The following is a 20449-nucleotide window of genomic DNA, read 5'->3' as shown; positions in this document are numbered from 1 at the left end:
TATGGCGACTCAACCTATTCTGCGGTATCCGCACCCGGTGCTCAAGAAGCTCTGCCACCGGGTGGAAGCCATCGACAACCTGATACACACCCTGATCCAGGACCTGCTCGACACCATGCGCGACGGCCCCGGTTCCGTCGGGGTGGCAGCGCCGCAGATCGGCGTAACCCTACGGGTCTGCGTGGTGGACGTGTCGGCCAGCCGGCACGGCAAGGACAACAACCACGGCCAGCTCTGCATGATCAATCCCGAGATCACGGCCCGGAGCGGAACGGCCGTCATGCGCGAGGGGTGCATGAGCGTGCCGGACTATACCGGGGATGTGGAACGGGCCACGGAGATCACGGTCAGGTTCGACGAACCGGACGGGACCGCGCGGGTCATCACCGCAACCGGCTTCGAGGCGGTGGCCATACAGCACGAGATGGATCACCTGGACGGCATCCTGTTTCTGGATCGGATCGTCAGCCTGAAGACCGGGCTGTTCCGGCGGAAGAACTACAAGTAGTTTGCACCCCGGAAACGGGCGGTTTTCGGATGAAAACCTGGAGGAGACATGGCGGAACTCTTGACGAAAAAGGAACAGAAAGATCTGCTGAAGATCGCCCGCGATACCATCATCGCCTATGTCTCCGACGGACGGATCCCCCCGGTGGAAACCACCTCAAAGGGGCTTGTCCGTGAAAACGGCTGTTTTGTGACCATCAAGCAGCAAGAGCGCCTGCGGGGCTGCATCGGCAACTTCGTCTCGGATAAACCGCTCTACGAGCTGGTACAGGAGATGGCCGTGTCGGCCGCGACCCGCGACCCGCGTTTCTACCCCATGAAGCGCCAGGACCTGGAGGACTTCAACCTTGAAATATCGGTGTTGTCTCCGCTGGAAAAGATCGCATCGGTCGATCAGATCCAGGTGGGGAAGCACGGCATCTATATCATCAAGAACAGCTATCGCGGCGTACTGCTTCCCCAGGTGGCCACCGAATACGGCTGGGATCGGGAGACCTTCCTGAAGCACACCTGCATCAAGGCCGGTCTGCCCGAGAACGCCTGGCAAAAGGAGTGCGAGATCTACATCTTCAGCGCCCTGGTGTTCGGAGAACAGTAATCGCGAAGCGATTTACGGCTCTTAAACCGGGCGCGTCTTCATCCCCGCAGTAACCATTTAGCCAGCAGTTTCGCCACGACCTCGGAATGAATCGGTTTGGCGAGATAGTCGTCCATGCCCGCTGCCCGGCACCTCTCCTGCTCCTCCCGCAGCACATGGGCGGTTACGGCAATGATCGGAACCCCGTGGTTCAGGACCGCTGAATCGGGAGAGCGGATCATTGCCGTCGCCTCGTAACCATCCATTTCCGGCATCTGGCAATCCATCAGCACCAGGTCATAGGGGATCGTCTGTAACGCCCTGACCGCCTCGCGGCCGTCCGCCACCGCATCGGCACGATAGCCCAGCTTCTTCAGGATCGCTACGGCGACGGCCTGGTTGGTCGGGTTATCCTCGGCCACCAGGATGCGCGCCGGCCGGTTTACGCATTCCGCGCCCGTTTTGACCGGGGCCATGACCACAGGCGCCTGAGGTGCGTCAACCTCCTCTGTTTCCAGTATCGTGACGAGCCGTTCATACAGATGCGACTGGCGGACCGGTTTAAACAGGTATCCTGCAAAGCCGTCTTTCCGGTAATACGTCACATCGCTCAAACTGGTCAACGGCGTTATAATGATCAGGCTCGTGGCGCTGATCCGATGATCCTCCCTGATGTTCCGGGCCAGTTCCGGGCCATCCATATCCGGCATATACCTATCCAGCAATGCGATCCGAACCGGTTTCCCGCTTTGGGCCGCCGCGCGGAGCACCGACAAAGCGGTGTGCCCATCCGGCGCTTCGTGGCAGACGCACCCCCCTGATGTCAACAAACTGCATATCTGCCTGCGAGACGCCTGATTGTCGTCCACGACAAGGACCGGCACATCCCTGAACTCATCGCACGGCTCCACTACGGTGGTTTTACCCCCCTGCTGCAATTCCAGCCCGACGGTAAACCAGAACGTCGAACCCGCCCCCTCGTTGCTTTCGACGCCGATAGTGCCATCCATCAACCCGGCCAGTTGCTTGCTGATGGCAAGCCCCAACCCCGTACCGCCGTATCTGCGCGTAGCAGAGCCATCCACTTGGGTAAACTGGTCGAAGAGGCCCGCCAGTTGTCGCTTCGGGATGCCGATGCCGGTATCGGTGACCGAGACGCGTACCTGTACCCGCTCTCCGTCCGTGTGGTCGCACTGGGCGTGGATGACCACCTGACCGTGGGGAGTGAACTTGATGGCATTACCCACCAGATTGATGACAATCTGGCGTAACCGCCCCGGGTCGCCACGCAGGAATAAAGGCACCTGGGGCTCGATCAGGCAAACCAGTTCAAGGCCTTGCTCATAGGCCTGCATGGCGAACATCTCTGTTGTCTCCTCCAGCAGGTCCCGGAGGTTGAAATCCAAACTCTGCAACTGAAGCTTCCGGGCCTCTATCTTGGAAAAGTCGAGGATGTCATTGATGAGTTCCAGCAGGCTCATGCCGCTGCTGCGGACGATTTCGGCATAGGTGCGCTGCTCGTCATTAAGATCGCTCGTCAGCAAAAGATCGCTCATGCCGATGACGCCGTTCATGGGGGTGCGGATCTCATGGCTCATGTTGGCCAGGAATTCGCTCTTGGCCCTGTTGGCCGCTTCGGCCTGTTCCTTTGCCCGCAGCAGTTCATCCTGAAGCTGGATGCGAACCGCCATTTCCGATTCGAGGAGCCTGTTCCGTTCCGCCACCTCATGTTCCCTGATGCCCTGCTCAGCCAGCCGGGCCTGCAAGAGTTTGGCGCGGGTGGCGGCACGCAGGGAAAACGCCCCGCTGATCAGGATGAACGCCCCCAACGTACCGGAAACGAGGAGAAACATGCGGGGTGAATTGGCGCTGCCGTGGGAGGTATCGGGAAAAAAGAAGGCCAGGGAAAGCGGCGTATCAGGGACAGGGATACGCGAACCCATCATATGCAGGGATACTTTTTCAGGCGTCACGATATGGAAAGAATGTATCTCGCCTTGTTTTAACTTCCGGGGGTCGGGCAGAAGCCGGGAAGGCAAACCACCGCCAACCTTTTGCGTACTGAGGAGATAGATCCCGTCCATGATGAGCGCATCGGCTCGTCCCGCCTCCAGACTTTCCTCCTCGACAAAGCGGGTAAAGATTTGGCCGACATCAAGCCAGGCGATTACGAACCCCGCAGGGACATCCTTGAAGGTAACCGGGCATACGAGAATGAGAGCATGGTTGGCATCATGGCTGTCCAAAAACATCCGTCTTTCATCAGGATGAGTCAGTAATTGTGTGCGCCAGTCCGCTCCCCCGTCCGCAGGAAGGCTACCGGCCAGGACTTCCCCTTTCGGTCCCAGAATCAGAATACGGCTGAAAATCGGCTTGTCGGCGATGATTTTCTTGTTTTCGTAGGAAGCGGCAAATTCACGGAGCGCATCAAGACTGGCCCCTAACCCATACTCCATCGACATGCCGAGCGCCCTGTTCTCGAAATACAACGAAAGTTCCCGTGAGCGGGCGATGTTCTGGATATCGTTGAGGCGCTCCTGAAGAAAATAACTGACCGCAATGGCCCGTTTCTCGGCCCCCTGGACGATGCGAAGGGAGGTATAACGCTGGAGTTCCCGCTGCGCCTGATACTGGGCAATCACCAGATATACCAGATAGCCTACCAGGGCCACCCCCAGCAGGCCGAGCAAAAGACGACGCGGTATGGATGCCGACGGACGGGTCATCGTGCGCGGTAATCGGTGCCCTTGAAAAATTCCGGGAAATAGCGGACAGAGGAAGGATAATATTTTTTGACGATCTTCAGGTAACTGCCGTCCTTTCTCGATTTACTCAGGAATTCATTGAAGGCTTTGCACAGCTTTTGGGAATCCTTCGCAAAAGCGACGCCCATCATTTGTTTGTGCGAGACGGGTCCGATAACCTTGAACCTTCCGGGCCATTTTTCCAGTGCTATCAAGGCATCGGGGAAGTCGAGGATGGTCATCTCCGCCTCTCTCTTCAGCAACGCCGGCGCCAACTCGTTCAGTTTACCTCTGAAGCAGATTACCCTGGCGCCGGTCTCCGACAGCTTGTAGAGCGATGGGTCGAGGCAGGTCTTTTCCAAGGTCAGCACGCTCTTGCCCTTCATCAGCGCCTTTGTCCTCGAAATATCCCGATCCACGGAACCGGTCGGTTTTATCGGCCTCACCTTCGACTCTGCCAGGGCTACCAGCCAAATCTGGCTGGGAAAGACCGGCGTTGAAAACGTGAGTACCTTTTCCCGCCAGGGAAGAATGGTGAAGCCATTGGCGATCAAATCCCCCTTAACCGGCGTTTCCTCCAAAAATTCGACCTGGTCGCCGGTCACCTTGACCTTGTGGCCGGTAAGATCCCGGACGATGGTGTCCCAATTTTCGGGAACATATTCGTATCGCACTCCGATACTGGCAGCGAATCCCTTGATCAGTTCAACATCAAGACCGTCGCCGGAACCGCTGACGAAATTGGCGTAGGGAACCCCCAAATGGCGCAGTACCCCCCGTTGCTGCACCTCCGCCAGGTCCGCCGCGCGGGCGGGTGCCATACAGGCGGGCAGCATAACGGCCGCGATGACAATTGCAATAATGATTCTCATGGTACCTCCCGTCCTTCCCGGCGACCTGCCAGGCCGAATACTAAATTCCAGGGGCAGGATGCCGCTGATACCACCCGCGCCCCGCCAGCACCCCCTTCAGGCGTTCGAACTCGTCCTCCAACTCCTGCACCAGAATACCGGCGCGCTCAAGCTCCCTGTTTTTGCCCATTTTTTCCAGTTCCGCGGCAAGACGATACATTGTTGGCGCGCTGATGGTGGCCGATGCCCCCTTCAACGAGTGGGCCAGATACAGCACCCGCCCGTCGTCACCGGCCGCGAGGGTATCCTGAAGCGATGCCAGGCTGTCGGCGGCGCTCACGACATACAGTGCAACCACATCGCGGCCGAGTTTTTTATCATGCATGTTGCGCTTCATAAAGTCAAATTCATCAAATATGGCGGCGTGTTCAGACGTGCCGTCCTCTTGCGCATTTTCGACCGCAGGAGAATCCCCGCCGGAACCGGACGATAACCATTTTTTAACCATTGCCGCCACAAGCTCCGGCTGAATCGGCTTGGCGAGATAGTCGTCCATACCCGCTGCCCGGCACCTCTCCTGCTCCTCCCGCAGCACATGGGCGGTTACGGCAATGATCGGAACCCCGTGGTTCAGGACTGCCGAATCGGGAGAGCGGATCATTGCCGTCGCCTCGTAACCGTCCATTTCCGGCATCTGGCAGTCCATCAGCACCAGGTCATAGGGGGTCGTCTGTAACGCCCTGACCGCCTCGCGGCCGTCCGCCACCGCATCGGCACGATAGCCCAGCTTCTTCAGGATCGCAACGGCGACGGCCTGGTTGGTCGGGTTATCCTCGGCCACCAGGATGCATCCACGTTGCACCGTGGAAACAGGGACGGGACTGGCCGGTGTTGCGGGCGCGTTTCCGCCATCGACTGGCTGCGTCGCGGCAAGCGTGGGCTGCAAGGCCAGTCGGACCGTAAACCAGAAGGTAGAACCCTCGCCCTCTTCGCTCTCAACACCGATGGCGCCCCCCATCAACTCAGCCAATTGCCGGGATATGGAGAGGCCCAGGCCGGTGCCGCCGTATTTACGGGTCGTCGAGCCATCCACCTGAACGAACGAAGAGAAGATGCCGTCCAGGCGGTCCCCGGGGATGCCGATGCCCGTATCCCTGACCTGGAAACGGAGGGTTGCGTGATGCGCCTCCCCGGCAGCCAGGCCGACAGCGATGTCCACGCTTCCCCGAAGGGTAAATTTCAAGGCATTCCCGGTCAGATTGATGATGATCTGGCGCAGTCTGCCCGGGTCTCCCCGCAGTTGCCGCGGCACCTCCGGCGCAATGGCGCAACTCATGGCGAGCCCCTTGTCGTTCGCCAACGGCATCAGCATCTCCAGCGTATCGTCCAATACGCACTGCAGGTCGAAGTCGACCAATTCCAGCTCCAGCTTGCGGGCCTCGATCTTCGACAGATCCAGGATATCGTTGATGATGGCGAGCAGGCTTTTGCCGCATGAACTGACAACCTCGGCATAGCTGCGCTGTTCCTCGGTCAATTCCGAATCAAGCAGCAGGTCGCTCATGCCGATGATGCCGTTCATGGGGGTACGGATCTCATGGCTCATGTTGGCCAGGAACTCGCTCTTGGCAGCGCTGGCCTCGTCGGCAGCGGCCTTGGCCTGTTGCAGCGCCTCTTCCACCAGTTTGCGCTCGGTTATGTCCTGTATTGTGCCGAACATGGTAACCGGCACCCCGTTTTCATCCATCTGCAGCGCCCCAAGCCCATGCACCCAGCGTTCGCACCCGTCCGCCTGACGTATAATACGATACTGACGATCAAAGGGCTTCTTTTCGCCCAGAACCTCCGACAGAAAATACTCCTGCATGACCGCGCGGTCGTCGGGCGAGACGAGATCCAACCATCCGTTCACATCCCGTGGGTATTCGTCTATGCCGAATATTTCATCCATAACCGCCGAACTGGACCATACGCCGGAGTTGATATCCAGTACATAAAAGCCGAGCCGGGCCACCCTCTGGGCGTCCAGCAGTTGGTGCTCGCTCTCCCGGAGCGCCTTGGTACGCTCTTCGACCCGCTCCTCCAGGGTCGAGTTCAGCCGCTTGATCTTTATGAAGTTGTCACTCAAGGCGCCGATCATCTCCCGAAAGTTGTCGATCAGGTGGCTGGTTTCCATAATGCCGCTTTCAGGCCAGACGATCTCTTCACCCGATAACAGTTTGAGTGGTATATTCGACGAAATCCCCCGCAGTTTGTCGGCCCAAATAATGATCCTTCGACTGAACACCTCGGCTAACGCCAATATCGCAAAGAGTATGCCGGACATGGCGACCATCATGGTGGCGCGGTGTTCGTAAAAGGGGGTCAGGACCGGCGCCAGCGGTTGTTCCAGAATCAGTTCCCAAGCCCCCGCCGTGCCGACCCGTGTCGAAGTGATGTAGCTCGTTTTCCTCCAGCGCTCCATGGCCGGAGTATTTACGGCCAGCAGAGGATGCCAGGCCAGAATATCCTTGTCGAGGCGATGGTATTCCCCCTGCTGGCGGGCATAGTGTTCCATCGCCCTCAGGTCCCCCCTGTTAGTCACGATGACCCTGCCGTGACTGTCCAGAAGGGTGAAGCAGACCTTGTCGGCGGTGGAGCCTCCCTCCAGGAGCCCGCGGATCTTCCCAAGGTCGAGAACACCCGCAATATTGCCGCTATATCCGCCGTTTGAGATTACCGGCGCCGCAACCACAATCGCCGGTTCCGGTCTGCCGATCCCGGGGATAAGAACATCGGAGAAGCAGGGTTGAAGCGTCTTTTTCAGCACGGCGACGCAGGAAGCGTCGGGGAAAGGAACACCGGGGCGGCCCGTTGTGCCGCCGACAGGCGCCACGTCGGTGAGCGTCCACCCCTTGCTTATGAGCCCCAGCGCGCTGAAGTTCCGGTCCAGGGCACGGATTTGCTCAATGCTGGCGTGCATCATGGCAGGTGAATGGGAGGCGGCCATCCCGGCCAGATGGGTCAGCATGGTCAATCGGTCTCTCTGCCACATCGCGAGGTTGGTTGCGGCAAGGCGGCTCTTCTCGTACAACTTCCGACGGATGCCGAGTTCTGCCTTTGCAAATTCGTACCTGCTCTCGATGGCAAGGGTGATCAACGTCGGCAGCAGTATGAAAAGGGCCAGCAGATTGAATATCACCTCCCGGAGCGGAAAGAGCGTTTTCCGGAAGCGGGGCGCGATAGCCATGAATAACAGCCGGGCCAGCAGGGTATTGGCAATGCCGTTCAGGGGCATCTTGATCATGATCAGGAAGGTATTGTTGAACGGCACGCCCATGATGCCGTAAAAAGCCAGACAGATCAGCGGGATGCCTACAAACAACCAATACGCGACGTTCGCCGGGACCAGCGCCAGCCGCTTCCGTCGGTTGAGCCAGCCGGTCACGGCGACCTCAAGGGTCATGATGATGATTGCGTAGGGATGATTCCAGGTCAACCAGGTAATGCTGCTGATGAGGAGCCCTGCCAGCACGCCCCGGCCAAGGCCGAAGAACTGGAGCGCCAGCATGGCGAAGATACTGCCGAAGACATAGTCGACATCAAAAAATAACTGCAATTTGAAATAATTACCGGCTACGCCGGCGGCGGTGAGCAACAGAAAGAGGGATATCGCGTTCTCGGGAGGGTCGGCATCGTCGCCGGTTTGCAGTATATTCATAACGTCTCCAAACAACATAATGAAGAACGCTTTTTTCTGGCAAAGAATATACTCGTAAATTTCATATTTTTAAACTTATATTTACAACAGCGTTGGTAAAGAAACGCAAAGACCCCACGGCAGGAGCATCCCGTGGGGTCTTCGCATTCAGGCCGCATTGCGGAGAGAGCGAATCAGGAGGACAAAGCGGCGTGGGCCGCCGCAAGCCGGGCAATGGGCACCCGGAAGGGCGAACAGGAGACGTAATCCAATCCGACCTTGTGGCAGAAGATGACCGAGGACGGGTCGCCGCCATGTTCGCCGCAAATGCCAAGTTTTATGCCCGGACGTGTGGCGCGGCCCTTTTCCGCCGCCATCTTCACCAATTGGCCAACGCCGTTCTGGTCCAGCGATACAAAGGGGTCTTCCGGCAGGATACCATGATCCACATAGAACGGCAGGAATTTACCGGCATCGTCGCGTGAAAGTCCGAAGGTGGTCTGGGTCAGGTCGTTGGTGCCGAAGGAGAAGAATTCAGCATCGACGGCGATCTCGTCGGCGGTAAGCGCCGCACGGGGCAGCTCGATCATGGTGCCGATCAGGTATTCCAACCTCACGCCGTACCGGGCGATAACCTCATCGCAGATAGCCACGGTGTTCTCTTTGAGCACCTGAAGTTCCTTGGCGGTGGCGATCAGGGGGATCATGATCTCCGGGACGATGGCGAAACCCTCGTTTTTGACCAGTTCACAGGCCGCCTCCATGATGGCCCGCACCTGCATGTCGTAGATTTCAGGAAAGGTGATGCCCAGACGACAACCGCGATGGCCGAGCATCGGATTGAATTCGTGCAGGAACTCCACCTTGTGTCTGAGGGCGCCGACCGGCACCTTCATGGTCTTGGAAAGTTCCTCCAGATCCTTTTCCTCCTGGGGGAGGAACTCGTGCAGCGGCGGGTCCAGCAGGCGGATGGTTACCGGCAGTCCCTTCATTTCGCGGAAGAGACCGATGAAATCCCCTTTCTGCATGGGCAGGATCTTGGCCAGGGCCTTTTCGCGTCCTTCCACATCCTCGGAGAGGATCATCTCACGGACGGCTGCAATGCGCTCGGCGTCGAAAAACATATGCTCGGTACGGCACAGGCCGATCCCCTCGGCGCCGAACTGGCGGGCGACCTTGGCATCATGGGGGGTGTCGGCATTGGCACGGACCTTGAGTTTACGGTAGGTATCGACCCAGGTCATCAATTGGGCGAAATCGCCGGTCAGGGCCGGGGCTACTGTCGGCACGGCGCCCAGCATCACCTCGCCGCAGGAGCCGTCCAGGGTGATCGTATCGCCTTTTTTCACCACCACCCCGCCCCTTGCGGCAAAGGTTTCTCCGGCATAATCCACCTTGATATCGCCACAGCCGGCCACGCAGCATTTTCCCATGCCGCGGGCCACGACCGCCGCGTGGGAGGTCATACCGCCGCGGGCGGTGAGGATCCCCTGGGCGGCGTGCATGCCGTGGATATCCTCGGGACTGGTCTCGATACGCACCAGGATGACCTTCTTGCCCAGCTTGGCTTCGGCCTCCGCCTCATCGGCGCTGAAAACCACCATGCCGGAAGCGGCGCCCGGTGAGGCCGGCAGCCCCTTGGCAATGATCTGCTTATGGGCGGCGGGGTCGAGGGAGGGATGCAGGAGTTGGTCGAGTTGGGAGGGTTGGACCCGCATGACCGCCTCCTTCTCATCGATCAGCCCTTCCTTCACCATGTCTACGGCGATCTTGATGGCAGCCGGCGCGGTGCGTTTGCCGTTACGGGTCTGCAGCATGAAGAGCTTGCCCTTCTCGATGGTGAATTCGATGTCCTGCATGTCCTTGTAATGCTTTTCCAGGATGCCGCGGATATCGGCCAGTTGCCGGTAGCATTCGGGCAGGACCTCTTCCATGGAGGGGAGTTTGCCGTCCTTGTCCTTGACGCGGTTGATCGGCTGGGGCGTACGGATACCCGCCACCACGTCCTCGCCCTGAGCGTTGACCAGGAACTCGCCGAAGAAATAGTCTTCACCGGTGGAGGGGTCGCGGGTAAACGCCACGCCGGTTGCGCAATCGTCGCCCATGTTGCCGAACACCATGGACTGGACGTTGACCGCGGTGCCCCAGTCGGCGGGAATGTTGTTGAGCTTACGATAGGTTATGGCGCGCTGGTTCATCCACGAGCCGAAAACGGCCCCGATGGCGCCCCACAACTGCTCATGGGGGTCTTCCGGAAATTCTTTCCCCAACTCCTCTTTGATCTTGTGCTTGAACGCGCCGACCAGTTCCTTCCAGTCGCCGGCCGTCAAATCCGTGTCCAGCTGGACGCCCCGCTGTTCTTTCTTCTGTTCCAGAAGGTGTTCGAGGATATCCTTCTCCATGCCCATGACCACGTCGGAATACATCTGCACGAAGCGGCGGTAGGCGTCATAGGCGAAACGTTCATCACCGCTCTGGGCGATGATTCCCTGGACCGTGGTATCGTTCAGGCCAAGATTGAGGATGGTATCCATCATGCCGGGCATGGAGGCGCGGGCACCGGAGCGGACGGAGACAAGAAGGGGATTCTGGGGGTCCCCGAACTTCCTGTCCATCAGCGCCTCGACCTTTTTGAGGTTTTCGGCCACGGTAGCGGCCAGGGATTCGGGATATGCCTGGTTGTTCTTATAGAATTCGGTGCAGACCTCGGTGGTGATGGTAAAGCCGGGGGGGACCGGAAGGCCGATGCTGGTCATTTCGGCCAGATTGGCCCCCTTGCCACCCAGCAGGTTTTTCATCTCTGCCCGGCCCTCGGCCTGGCCGTTGCCAAAGAAATAAACATACTTCTGCGTCATAGTGCTGCCTCCTCAGGAATATTAGGGAATCGTGCTTTAGACCGGCTAAAAACTTTTATTCATAATTAAAATAATAGGTTAGGCGGTCCACTATAACTCAGAAAAACAAAATTTCAACTGTTAAATAAGAAAAAGGGGCTTATTTCAAATCCCAACTGTCGATATCGGCGTTCTTCCCTTCGCCCCCCTTGGCACCGTCGGCACCGTAGGAGTAGAGATCATAATCGCCGTGCTCACCCGGCGAAACATACAGGAAGTCGTTACTCCAGCCATCCTTGGGCACATTCTTGCTCTCCAGGTAGCCGCCCTCCTTATAGTTTTTGGGGATGACGCCCACGGTCGGCTTTGTCACCAGTGAATTCAATCCCTGTTCCGTTGAAGGGTAGACGCCGTTATCGAGTTTATACAGTTTAAGAGCCGATTCCAGGCTTCTGATCTGGGTCTTGGTGGTCTCAATCTTGGCGTCATCGGTACGGCCCATGATCTTGGGTCCGACCAGCGCGGCCAGGAGTGCCAGAATGACGATCACCACCATGATCTCGATAAGGGTGAAGCCGTGTCTGTTGTTGAATTGTTTCATCATGTCCTCCATCAGTGATATTCCGTACCTTGGGGATTTTACATGAACACGAACGCATGGCAAGGCTTTTTCAGGTGAAAGGTGGAGCTTGACGCAAAAGAACAAACTTCTGCCCCAATTGAGGTAACAAACCGGCAGACAATAACGGAGCAGCACGGTCAACATGAGTAATTTAAATATATTACAAGCGCGTCAGCATCTTGGCACAGGTCATGCTGAAAGAATGCGAGAGCGAATATGAAGGATGCAAGGTAACGGATTGACGACTGGCGCCGACGATGTGACGACGGAGAACACGGGAAGCCGGGAAAAAAAATGGGCAGGGGCGGTAAAGACGCCGACAAAAAAATTGTTGACTGACCGTGACCTTACAATGCATTATCGCGTATACGAATTTTAGCAGCACAACACGATCAAGGAGAGAAAATCATGAAAAAGACCGTAATCGCCATCCTCGCCATCGCAGCTTTTGCCGGGACCGCTTTTGCCGCCGACGTGATCACCCTGAAAAGGGGCGTCACGTTCAATCACAAAGCCCATCAGGAAATGCTGAAGGACTGTACGAAATGCCATGCCTCCGCAACCGGCGGCAAGATCGAAGGCTTCGGCAAGGACTGGGCTCACAAGAACTGCAAAGGTTGCCACAGCACCATGGGCAAAGGCCCGACCTCCTGCAAAGACTGCCACAAGTAACCGTTTGAACGGTTGACAGGTTTCACGGGAGGGCGGCACCGGTGCCGCCCTCTTCTTGTTTCGGCAGATTGTTCAAAAATAGCCAGATCGTCGCACCCGCAGAAGGCACTGAGGAGGCAGCCCTCTCTCTATCTCTCCCCCGGAGGGGGAGAGCATGCCGTGCCCTCTCCCTCCGGGAGAGGGATTGGGTGAGGGACCGCAGCGCTACGCCGCACGAAAGGGCTTTCGAGGATGGCGGCGAGATGACCGTTTTTCAACAACCTGTTATCCCTTGATCCCCATCCCTTTCCCCTGTTTGTAGAGAAACCCCTCGCGCTCCATGGCCTCCAGGTTGCGCTTCACCGCCTCCGGCTCGGCCCCGAGCAGTTCGGCCAATTTTCCCGCCGTTATCCCCGGCTGCTCCATGACCTCCCGCAGCATGCGGCTACGCAACTGGCGATTCGACCCCTCGAATTTCGACTGCCGGGTGTGGTGGGCGCTGCGGCGGCCCGGGTTGGGGTGGTTCTGCTTGAGCAGCACGCCGTAATCCATCAGCCCGTAGTACCACGTGCGGGGGTCGGCTCTGTCTAACGTAGCGGCGACCAGGGGCATGATCTCCCGGTCTCCCACCTGGTCCCTGTTGTGGAAAAAGAAATGGATGAAGACCGTGCGGATATTGGTCTCGATGAAGGGCTCCGCGGCCCCGAAGGCAAAGGTCGCCACGGCCCGGGCCGTGTACGGGCCGATGCCGGGCAGGGCTTCCAACTCCTCTATGGCCGTGGGAAACCGTCCGGCGAAGTGGTCCACGATCTCTTCGGCACACCGTTTGAGGGCCAGGGCGCGACGGTTGTAGCCCAGCCCCTGCCACACCTGCAACACGGAGGGCAGCGGCGCGGCGGCCAGGTCGGCAAGCGTGGGAAAGGACGCCAGAAACTCGGCATACTTGGCCTTGACCCGTTCCACCTGGGTCTGCTGGAGCATGATCTCGGAAACCAGGATGCGATAGGGGTCGCGGGTCTCGCGCCACGGCATGGGGCGGGGGTTGGTGCGGTGGTGGGCCAGGATAAGTTTCCGGAAGGCCTTGACCGTTGCGGGGGCGAGGGTGCCGGTTTCGTGGTAATGGCTGGTGAGGTGTTCAGGGTTCAATGTCAAACTTCAATCCTATGATAAAAAAACGGCAATTCTGCCACAGAGACGCAGAGACACAGAGAAAACCGGGCGTAAGACAAACAAAAAACAACGATTCCAGATAATGGTTTTACCCCAAAAAGCCTTTTGCCTTTCTCTGTGTACCTCTGTGTACCTCTGTGCACCTCTGTGTCTCCGTGTCTCTGTGGCAGATTTGCTTTTAAGAGATTCGCCGGGGTCACCGCAAAGCCAACTCCATCTCCTCCAGCCGCTTGATCCGGTCCCGCAGCTTGGCGGCGCTTTCGAAATCCAGGGCCTTGGCCGCCGCCAGCATCTCCTTGCGCAGCTTTTTGACCAGCTTGGGGATCTCCTTGGGGGCCACGTACTCCTCGGCCGTCTCGGCCACGCCCCCCGCCGGGGTGTAGTAATCCTTCTCCTCGATGGAACCCAGGATCGTGCCCATGCTTTTTTTGACCGTCTCGGGGGTGATGCCGAATTCTTCATTGTAGGCCAGCTGCTTGGCGCGGCGGCGCTCGGTCTCGTCGATGCAGGCCTGCATGGAGCGGGTCACCGTATCGGCGTACATCAGCACCCGGCCTCCCACGTTGCGGGCGGCCCGGCCGCAGGTCTGGATCAGGGAGCGGGCGGAACGGAGGAACCCCTCCTTGTCCGCGTCCAGGATGGCCACCAGGGAAACCTCCGGCAAGTCCAGTCCCTCCCGCAACAGGTTGATGCCCACCAGCACGTCGAATTCCCCCAGCCTGAGGTCGCGCAGGATCTGCATCCGCTCGATGGTGACGATATCCGAGTGCAGATAACGCACCTTGACGCCCAACTCCTGATAATAGTTGGTCAATTCCTCGGCCATGCGCTTGGTCAGGGTGGTCACCAGCACCCGCTCACCCTTGGCCACGGTCTCCCGGACCTCGTGGAGGAGATCGTCCACCTGGCCGAGGGCAGCACCCGCCGCCGTGGCGGGCCGGATCTCGATCTTCGGGTCCACCAATCCGGTGGGGCGAATGACCTGCTCCACGAAAACGCCGCCGCTCCGCTCCATCTCGAAATCCGCCGGCGTGGCCGAGACGTACACCGCCTGACGGATACGCTTCTCGAACTCCTGGAAGTTGAGCGGCCGGTTGTCCAGGGCCGCCGGCAGGCGGAAACCATACTGCACCAGGGTCTCCTTACGGCTGCGGTCCCCCCGGTACATGCCCCCAACCTGGGGAATAGTGATGTGGGACTCGTCCACGAAGAGCACGAAATCCTCGGGGAAATAGTCGATCAGGGTGTAGGGGGGCTCCCCCTCACTGCGGCCGTCGAAATAACGGGAATAGTTCTCGATCCCCTGGCAGAACCCCATCTCCTCCATCATCTCGATGTCGAAAAAGGTGCGCTGCTCGATACGTTGGGCCTCCAGCAGCATGTTCCGTTCCCCGAAATAGCGGAGACGCTCCCCCAGGTCCGTGCGGATCTGCTCCACCGCCCGTTCCAGGGTCTCGCGGGTGGAAACGTAATGGGAGGCCGGGTAGATGGCGCACTTGGTCAACTTCTGGAGCACCACGCCCCGCAACGGGTCGATCTCGCTGATGGCCTCCACCTCGTCGCCGAAGAACTCGATGCGCAGTGCCTTGTCGCTGTCGTAGGCCGGGAAGACCTCCACCACGTCGCCCCGCACCCGGAAGGCGCCGCGGTGGAAATCCATGTCGTTGCGTTCGTACTGGATCTCCACCAGTTTTCTCAACAGGGTGTCGCGGCCGTACTCCTCCCCCTGGTGGAAAAAGATATGCAGGCTGGCGTAGGCCTCGGGCGAGCCGATGCCGTAGATGCAGGAGACCGAGGCCACAATGATCACGTCGCGCCGGGTCAGGAGGCTGCGGGTGGCCGAATGGCGCATCTTGTCGATCTCGTCGTTGATCGAGGAGTCCTTCTCGATGAAGGTGTCGGTGGTGGGGAGGTAGGCTTCCGGCTGGTAGTAGTCGTAGTAGGAGACGAAATACTCCACGGCGTTGTCCGGGAAGAGCTCCTTGAACTCGCCATAGAGCTGGGCCGCCAGGGTCTTGTTGGGGGCCAGCACCAGGGCCGGCCGCCCGGTCTGGGCAATGACGTTGGCCACGGTGAAGGTCTTGCCCGAGCCGGTCACCCCCAGGAGCACCTGGTGCTGGTCGCCGCGCTCGACCCCTTCCACCAGTTCGGCAATGGCCTGGGGCTGGTCGCCGCGGGGGGTATAGGTTGTGGTCAGGTTGAATATGGATTCACGCGAACTCATGGAATCATTCTAGCCTCACCGGACGACCCTGTCCAGAACCTTCCCGTCGGAGGGACGGTAAGGCCCCCTCATCCGCCCCTTCGAGGCACCTTCTCCCCAGGGGAGAAGGGCTTATTTTACCCTCTCCCGGGGGAGAGGGCGGCCGAAGGCCGGGTGAAGGGAAAGGTGATACGCTTGCTATGCCGCCACAGCCGCCCGCGCCTTGGCAATCCGCTTGACGGTTTCATCGATCCCCAGGGTCATGACGATCTCGCCGATGCCGGGGGCCTGGGTACCGCCCGAAAGGGCGATGCGCACCGGCTGCCCAACCTGGCCCATCTTCCACCCCTTGTCGGCACAGATCTCCTTGAACAGGGCATCGACCTCTTCGACCGCGGCAGCGGCGGAAGTTGCCAGCCTGTCGGCCACCGTGTCGTAGACCGCCCGCAGGTGTTCCTTGTCGAACTTGGCCAGGGCCGCCTCGTCGTAGGAGTCGGGGGCCTTGAAATAGAACACGGCCCGCTCGGCCATCTCTTCCAGGGTCTGGGCCCGTTCCTGGAGCGTCTTTACCACCGCGACCACATCGGGGCCGCCCTGGGCGGCTATGCCGCGCTTTTCCAGATGGGGCAACAGCAGTCCGGCCAGTCGGGTCGGATCGGTGTTTTTGATGTAATGGGCATTCAGCCACAACAACTTCTCCGTGTTGAAGACACTGGCGGACCGGCCCACGCCGTTGATGTCGAACTTTTGGATCATTTCCTCGCGGCTGAAGATCTCGTCGTCGCCGTGGCTCCACCCCAGGCGCACCAGGTAGTTGAGCAGGGCCTCGGGCAGGAAGCCCATGTCCCGGTAGGCCATCACGCTGGTGGCGCCGTGACGCTTGGAGAGACGGGCCTTGTCGTCACCCAGGATCATGGGCACATGGGCGAACGCGGGCACCGGAAAGCCAAGCGCCTCGTAGAGCTGGATCTGGCGCGGTGTGTTGTTCACGTGGTCGTCACCGCGGATCACGGTGGTGACCTTCATGATGGCGTCGTCGATCACCACGCAGAAGTTGTAGGTCGGCGTGCCGTCGCTCCGCTGGATGATCAGGTCGTCCAACTCCTCGGCCGGGAAGGCGATGCGGCCCTTGATCAGGTCGTCAAAGGCCACTTCCCCTTCCTGGGGGGCACGGAAACGGACGACGAACGGCCTGTCGGCCGGCTGGTCGCCCCGTTCACGGCAGGTGCCGTCATATTTGGGTTTGCGGCCTTCCTTCATGGCCAGCTCACGCTTGGCCTCCAACTCTTCCGCCGTGCAGTAGCACTTGTAGGCCTTCCCCTGCTCCAGCAGTTTTTGGACATAGTCCCGGTACAGATCGAAGTTGTCGGTCTGGTAAAAGGGACCCTCGTCCCAATCCAGCCCAAGCCATTCCATGGCCTGCAGGATGGCGTCGATGGATTCCTGGGTGGAGCGTTCGACGTCGGTGTCCTCTATGCGCAGGATGAAGGTGCCCCCCTGCTTTCTGGCCAAAAGCCAGTTGAACAGGGCGGTACGGGCTCCCCCCACATGGAGGTAGCCGGTTGGGCTGGGTGCGAAACGGACGCGCAGGTCGGACATGTTCTATCTCCTCAATTCTTTTTAAATGCGGCAGAAGCGGGGCATCTGTGCGGACGGTTACTATAGCACCGCCGGGCGGCCGAAAAAAGCACTTTCCCCGGCAGGAAACGAATACATCGCCGTTCTCCGGCGGGTCAATTGAACCGATACCCCTGCCACGTGCCGCGCCGCCGCAGTTCGTTGACCACCGCGAACCACATCTGGTTGTTCTTCAGCCCCCATTGGGGCGCCACCCTGATCGCCAGCGGCGCCGAGCCGTACAGCCGCTGTACCGTGATGCGGGCCGGCAGGCGCTCCAGAAAATCGGCGGCCGAGGCCACGTATCTTTCCAGGGTGAGAGGTACGAACTCGCCACGGCGGTACATGGCGGCCAATTCGGTCCCTTCGACGGCGTGGAGTTGATGGAGCTTGACCGAGTCGATCGGCAGGGAGGCGATCAGCTCGGGGCTTTTAAGAAAATCCTCCGGCCGTTCACCGGGAAAGCCATGAATCAGGTGGGCGCAGATATCGAAATTTCGTCCCGCCGCCCGCTGCACGGCCGCGACGAAATCGTCCACGGTATGACCACGATTGATACGCTCCAGGATGGCGTCATCACCGGATTGGAGCCCCAACTCCAGACAGACGTAACGGTCACGGGCGATCTCCGTCAACAGCTCCAATGCCTCGTCGGTCAGAGAGTCGGGCCGGGTGCCGACCGAGATGCCGACCACGTCCGGATGGGCCAGGGCGCGACGGTAGAGGTCGGCCAAAACATCCACGGAGGCGTAGGTATTGGTGTATTTTTGAAAATAGACGATGAACTTCTCGGAGCCGAGACGGTGCCGATGGTAGGCCATGCCGGCAGAGAGTTGTTCTTCCAGGGGAATGACCGACTGGGTGTCCTTGGGGGAGAAGGAGACGTTGTTACAGTAGATGCAGCCGCCGGTCCCTTTGCTGCCGTCCCGGTTGGGGCAGGTAAAACCGGCATCCACGTTGACCTTGCTGACCCGGCAGTCGAAGCGCCGCCGCAGGTAATGGCCATAGGAGTGGATGCGCAACTCGTGATGGACGGCCGTGGGCAACGGGTTTCCCAGACTTGCCAGGAGTTCCCGGGCCGCGCGGCAGGGATCGGGGGCGGCACTGACGGCAGAGATCAGGGCCACGTGGCTGCAGCCCGTCCCCCGCACGGCGGTCATGTTTTCAGGCTTCACGCCGCCGAGGGCAAACACCGGGACCGGCAACGCCTCCACCGCCCGCTGCAAGTCTGCACACCCCAGCGGCTCCCCATAAGCCGCCTTGGAGGGGGTCGCAAAGACCGGGCCGAAGGTGATGAAGTCCGCCCCGTCATGCACCGCGCGGCGCGCTTCTGCCAGACCGTGGCAGGAATAGCCGATCATCATGCCCTTGCCGCACCGCCCGCGCACCTCGGCCACGGGTGCGGAGGCCGTCCCCAGATGGACGCCGTCGGCTCCCACGGCCAGGGCGATATCGACCCGGCTGTTGATGAAGAGCCGCGCTCCGAACTCCCTGGTTACGTGCCTGAGCGCCAGGGCAAGCTCAGTATATTCATCATCCGGCAGATCCTTCTCCCGCAGTTGCACGGCGCGCACCCCACCGGACAGTGCGGCGCGCACCACGTCCACAAGCGGCCGGCCCGCGGTCTGGCTGCGGTCGGTAATCAGGTACAGGGAAAAATCAACTGGTTTCATGGGGACACGGGAAACATGCGACAAAGATCATCGGGGCGCAACCGGTCACGCCCTTGGGTGAATGCGTCACAATTAGAAACGAGCAGTTTCCGATTCGGAAAGGAGGAATTTTTCGTCCAGGCAAGGAAATCAAGGGATTGCGCGGAGGCGTACATCGGTACGCCGCACAAGCAAGCCCGAAGATTGACGCCGCATGGGCGGAAAAGAACCCTTTCCGGGCGGAAACTAGGCAATCATGCCGTCCAGCGGGCTGGATGCGTTCGCGTAGAGCTTGCGGGGGATCCGTCCGGCCTTATAGGACAGCCGCCCCGCCTCCACGGCCAGCTTCATGGCGCGGGCCATGGCAATAGGGTCCTGGGCTCCGGCGATGGCGGTGTTCATAAGCACGCCGGCGCAGCCCAACTCCATGGCGACGGCCGCATCGGAGGCCGAGCCGACCCCGGCGTCCACGATCACCGGAATCTTGACCGTTTCCAGAATGATCCTGATGTTATAGGGGTTACGAATACCCAGGCCGCTGCCGATGGGGGCACCCAGCGGCATGACCGCGGCACAGCCGATATCCTCCAGCTTTCGGCACATGATCACGTCGTCGCTGGTGTAGGGGAGTACGGTGAAACCCTCCTTGACCAGAATCCTGGCGGCCTTGAGCAACTCCTCGTTGTCCGGGAAGAGGGTCTTCTCGTCTCCCAGCACCTCAAGCTTGACAAAATCCGACATGCCCGCCTCCCTGGCCAGGCGGCAGGTGCGTATGGCGTCGTCGGCCGTGTAGCAGCCCGCGGTGTTGGGGAGCAGGGTGTATTTCTTGGGGTCGATATAATCCAGGAGTGATTCCTTGCTCCGGTCCAGGTTGACCCGCCGCACCGCAACGGTAATGATCTCGGCCCCCGAAGCCTCCAGGGCTTCGGCCGTCTGCTGGAAGCTGGCGTATTTGCCGGTACCCACCATCAGGCGTGAGGTAAATTCGCGGCCGGCAATCGTCCATGTATCGTTTTTGGTTGTCATGGTAGAGCCTCTCCTTGTGCTGCCGTGTTGACTACAGGACGGGGTTCCGGCGAACGGTTTCCCCCGCCGTTACCCTTACCCGCCCTTTATCCCCCGCCCACGAAGTGGACGATCTCTATCCTGTCTCCCTCGGACAACCCGTGACCGTCATAGGCCGCCTTGGGAACGATATCCAGATTGACCTCCACCGCCACCCGCTCACGCGGCAGCTGCAGATGCTCCAGAAGGCCGGCGACCGTGCTGCCATCGGCGATGTCGATGGTCTCGCCATTCAGTGTAATGTGCATGTTTTCTCCTTCAGCGCCCGGTACGAACT

14 protein-coding genes and 1 pseudogene are annotated in these 20449 nt (G+C 59.7%); 3 read left to right on the top strand and 12 right to left on the bottom strand.

Annotated features, from left to right (window positions below; translation table 11 throughout):
* The first annotated feature begins 1 nt into the window (after position 1).
* Both def and amrA read left to right on the top strand, forming a co-directional pair.
* The gene (def, locus tag LDN12_RS02040; protein ID WP_223921030.1) at positions 2-508 is read left to right on the top strand and encodes a peptide deformylase; all 507 of its coding nucleotides are present in this window, start codon (positions 2-4) and stop codon (positions 506-508) included.
* Positions 509-556: 48 nt separating this feature from the next.
* Positions 557-1105 (top strand): AmmeMemoRadiSam system protein A, encoded by a 549-nt coding sequence (gene amrA, locus LDN12_RS02035; RefSeq protein ID WP_223921029.1) that lies wholly within the window; start codon positions 557-559, stop codon positions 1103-1105.
* 38 nt (positions 1106-1143) lie between these two features.
* Here the strand turns inward: amrA and LDN12_RS02030 are convergent, their stop codons facing one another.
* From LDN12_RS02030 to gspG, 5 genes are all read right to left on the bottom strand, one after another.
* Positions 1144-3810 (bottom strand): response regulator, encoded by a 2667-nt coding sequence (locus LDN12_RS02030; protein ID WP_223921028.1) that lies wholly within the window; start codon positions 3808-3810, stop codon positions 1144-1146.
* Positions 3807-4700 carry a transporter substrate-binding domain-containing protein gene (locus LDN12_RS02025; protein ID WP_223921027.1) on the bottom strand — a complete coding sequence of 298 codons (894 nt, stop codon included), beginning with the start codon at positions 4698-4700 and terminating at the stop codon, positions 3807-3809. Before LDN12_RS02025 ends, LDN12_RS02030 begins: the two co-directional genes overlap by 4 nt.
* A gap of 40 nt (positions 4701-4740) precedes the next feature.
* Positions 4741-8379 carry an ATP-binding protein gene (locus LDN12_RS02020; protein WP_223921026.1) on the bottom strand — a complete coding sequence of 1213 codons (3639 nt, stop codon included), beginning with the start codon at positions 8377-8379 and terminating at the stop codon, positions 4741-4743.
* Between the two features lie 173 nt (positions 8380-8552).
* Positions 8553-11213: a pyruvate, phosphate dikinase gene (gene ppdK / locus LDN12_RS02015; RefSeq protein ID WP_223921025.1), complete on the bottom strand. Its 2661-nt coding sequence runs from the start codon at positions 11211-11213 to the stop codon at positions 8553-8555.
* A 139-nt stretch (positions 11214-11352) separates the two neighbouring features.
* Positions 11353-11796 (bottom strand): type II secretion system major pseudopilin GspG, encoded by a 444-nt coding sequence (gene gspG, locus LDN12_RS02010; protein ID WP_223921024.1) that lies wholly within the window; start codon positions 11794-11796, stop codon positions 11353-11355.
* A gap of 426 nt (positions 11797-12222) precedes the next feature.
* On the opposite strand from gspG, the gene LDN12_RS02005 reads away from it, so the two are divergent.
* On the top strand, positions 12223-12486 hold the full coding sequence (locus LDN12_RS02005; RefSeq protein WP_223921023.1) for a cytochrome c7: 264 nt from the start codon (positions 12223-12225) through the stop codon (positions 12484-12486).
* A gap of 264 nt (positions 12487-12750) precedes the next feature.
* Here LDN12_RS02005 and LDN12_RS02000 read toward each other — a convergent pair whose 3' ends face one another.
* The 7 genes and pseudogenes from LDN12_RS02000 to thiS form a co-directional block, all read right to left on the bottom strand.
* Complete coding sequence (locus tag LDN12_RS02000; protein WP_223921022.1) at positions 12751-13617, bottom strand: winged helix-turn-helix transcriptional regulator; 867 nt, start codon at positions 13615-13617, stop codon at positions 12751-12753.
* A gap of 214 nt (positions 13618-13831) precedes the next feature.
* Positions 13832-15859 (bottom strand): excinuclease ABC subunit UvrB, encoded by a 2028-nt coding sequence (gene uvrB / locus LDN12_RS01995; protein ID WP_223921021.1) that lies wholly within the window; start codon positions 15857-15859, stop codon positions 13832-13834.
* Positions 15860-16036: 177 nt separating this feature from the next.
* Entirely contained in the window at positions 16037-17437 is a 1401-nt protein-coding gene (gltX, locus tag LDN12_RS01990; RefSeq protein ID WP_223921020.1) for a glutamate--tRNA ligase, read from the bottom strand.
* Between the two features lie 134 nt (positions 17438-17571).
* On the bottom strand, positions 17572-18501 hold the full coding sequence (locus LDN12_RS01985) for a TIGR01212 family radical SAM protein (RefSeq protein WP_223924006.1): 930 nt from the start codon (positions 18499-18501) through the stop codon (positions 17572-17574).
* Between the two features lie 33 nt (positions 18502-18534).
* A pseudogene (gene thiE, locus LDN12_RS01980) lies at positions 18535-19128 on the bottom strand (thiamine phosphate synthase); the annotation flags it as partial.
* Positions 19129-19353: 225 nt separating this feature from the next.
* Positions 19354-20133 carry a thiazole synthase gene (locus tag LDN12_RS01975; protein ID WP_223921019.1) on the bottom strand — a complete coding sequence of 260 codons (780 nt, stop codon included), beginning with the start codon at positions 20131-20133 and terminating at the stop codon, positions 19354-19356.
* An 86-nt stretch (positions 20134-20219) separates the two neighbouring features.
* Positions 20220-20420 (bottom strand): sulfur carrier protein ThiS, encoded by a 201-nt coding sequence (gene thiS / locus LDN12_RS01970; RefSeq protein ID WP_223921018.1) that lies wholly within the window; start codon positions 20418-20420, stop codon positions 20220-20222.
* Between the last annotated feature and the right edge of the window lie 29 nt (positions 20421-20449).

Source organism: Geobacter sp. AOG2, assembly GCF_019972295.1.
In the GTDB taxonomy this organism is placed as follows: Bacteria; Desulfobacterota; Desulfuromonadia; order Geobacterales; family Pseudopelobacteraceae; genus Oryzomonas.
This window is presented reverse-complemented; position numbering and strand designations above follow the sequence as displayed.

Excerpts from the sequence above, each read along its gene's own strand:
- LDN12_RS02025 (WP_223921027.1), bottom strand. The coding sequence starts at position 4,700 with ATGAGAATCATTATTGCAATTGTCATCGCGGCCGTTATGCTGCCCGCC.
- LDN12_RS01975 (WP_223921019.1), bottom strand. The coding sequence starts at position 20,133 with ATGACAACCAAAAACGATACATGGACGATTGCCGGCCGCGAATTTACC.
- LDN12_RS02020 (WP_223921026.1), bottom strand. The coding sequence starts at position 8,379 with ATGAATATACTGCAAACCGGCGACGATGCCGACCCTCCCGAGAACGCG.
- gltX (WP_223921020.1), bottom strand. The coding sequence starts at position 17,437 with ATGTCCGACCTGCGCGTCCGTTTCGCACCCAGCCCAACCGGCTACCTC.
- def (WP_223921030.1), top strand. The coding sequence starts at position 2 with ATGGCGACTCAACCTATTCTGCGGTATCCGCACCCGGTGCTCAAGAAG.
- amrA (WP_223921029.1), top strand. The coding sequence starts at position 557 with ATGGCGGAACTCTTGACGAAAAAGGAACAGAAAGATCTGCTGAAGATC.
- ppdK (WP_223921025.1), bottom strand. The coding sequence starts at position 11,213 with ATGACGCAGAAGTATGTTTATTTCTTTGGCAACGGCCAGGCCGAGGGC.
- LDN12_RS02005 (WP_223921023.1), top strand. The coding sequence starts at position 12,223 with ATGAAAAAGACCGTAATCGCCATCCTCGCCATCGCAGCTTTTGCCGGG.
- thiS (WP_223921018.1), bottom strand. The coding sequence starts at position 20,420 with ATGCACATTACACTGAATGGCGAGACCATCGACATCGCCGATGGCAGC.
- gspG (WP_223921024.1), bottom strand. The coding sequence starts at position 11,796 with ATGATGAAACAATTCAACAACAGACACGGCTTCACCCTTATCGAGATC.
- LDN12_RS02030 (WP_223921028.1), bottom strand. The coding sequence starts at position 3,810 with ATGACCCGTCCGTCGGCATCCATACCGCGTCGTCTTTTGCTCGGCCTG.
- uvrB (WP_223921021.1), bottom strand. The coding sequence starts at position 15,859 with ATGAGTTCGCGTGAATCCATATTCAACCTGACCACAACCTATACCCCC.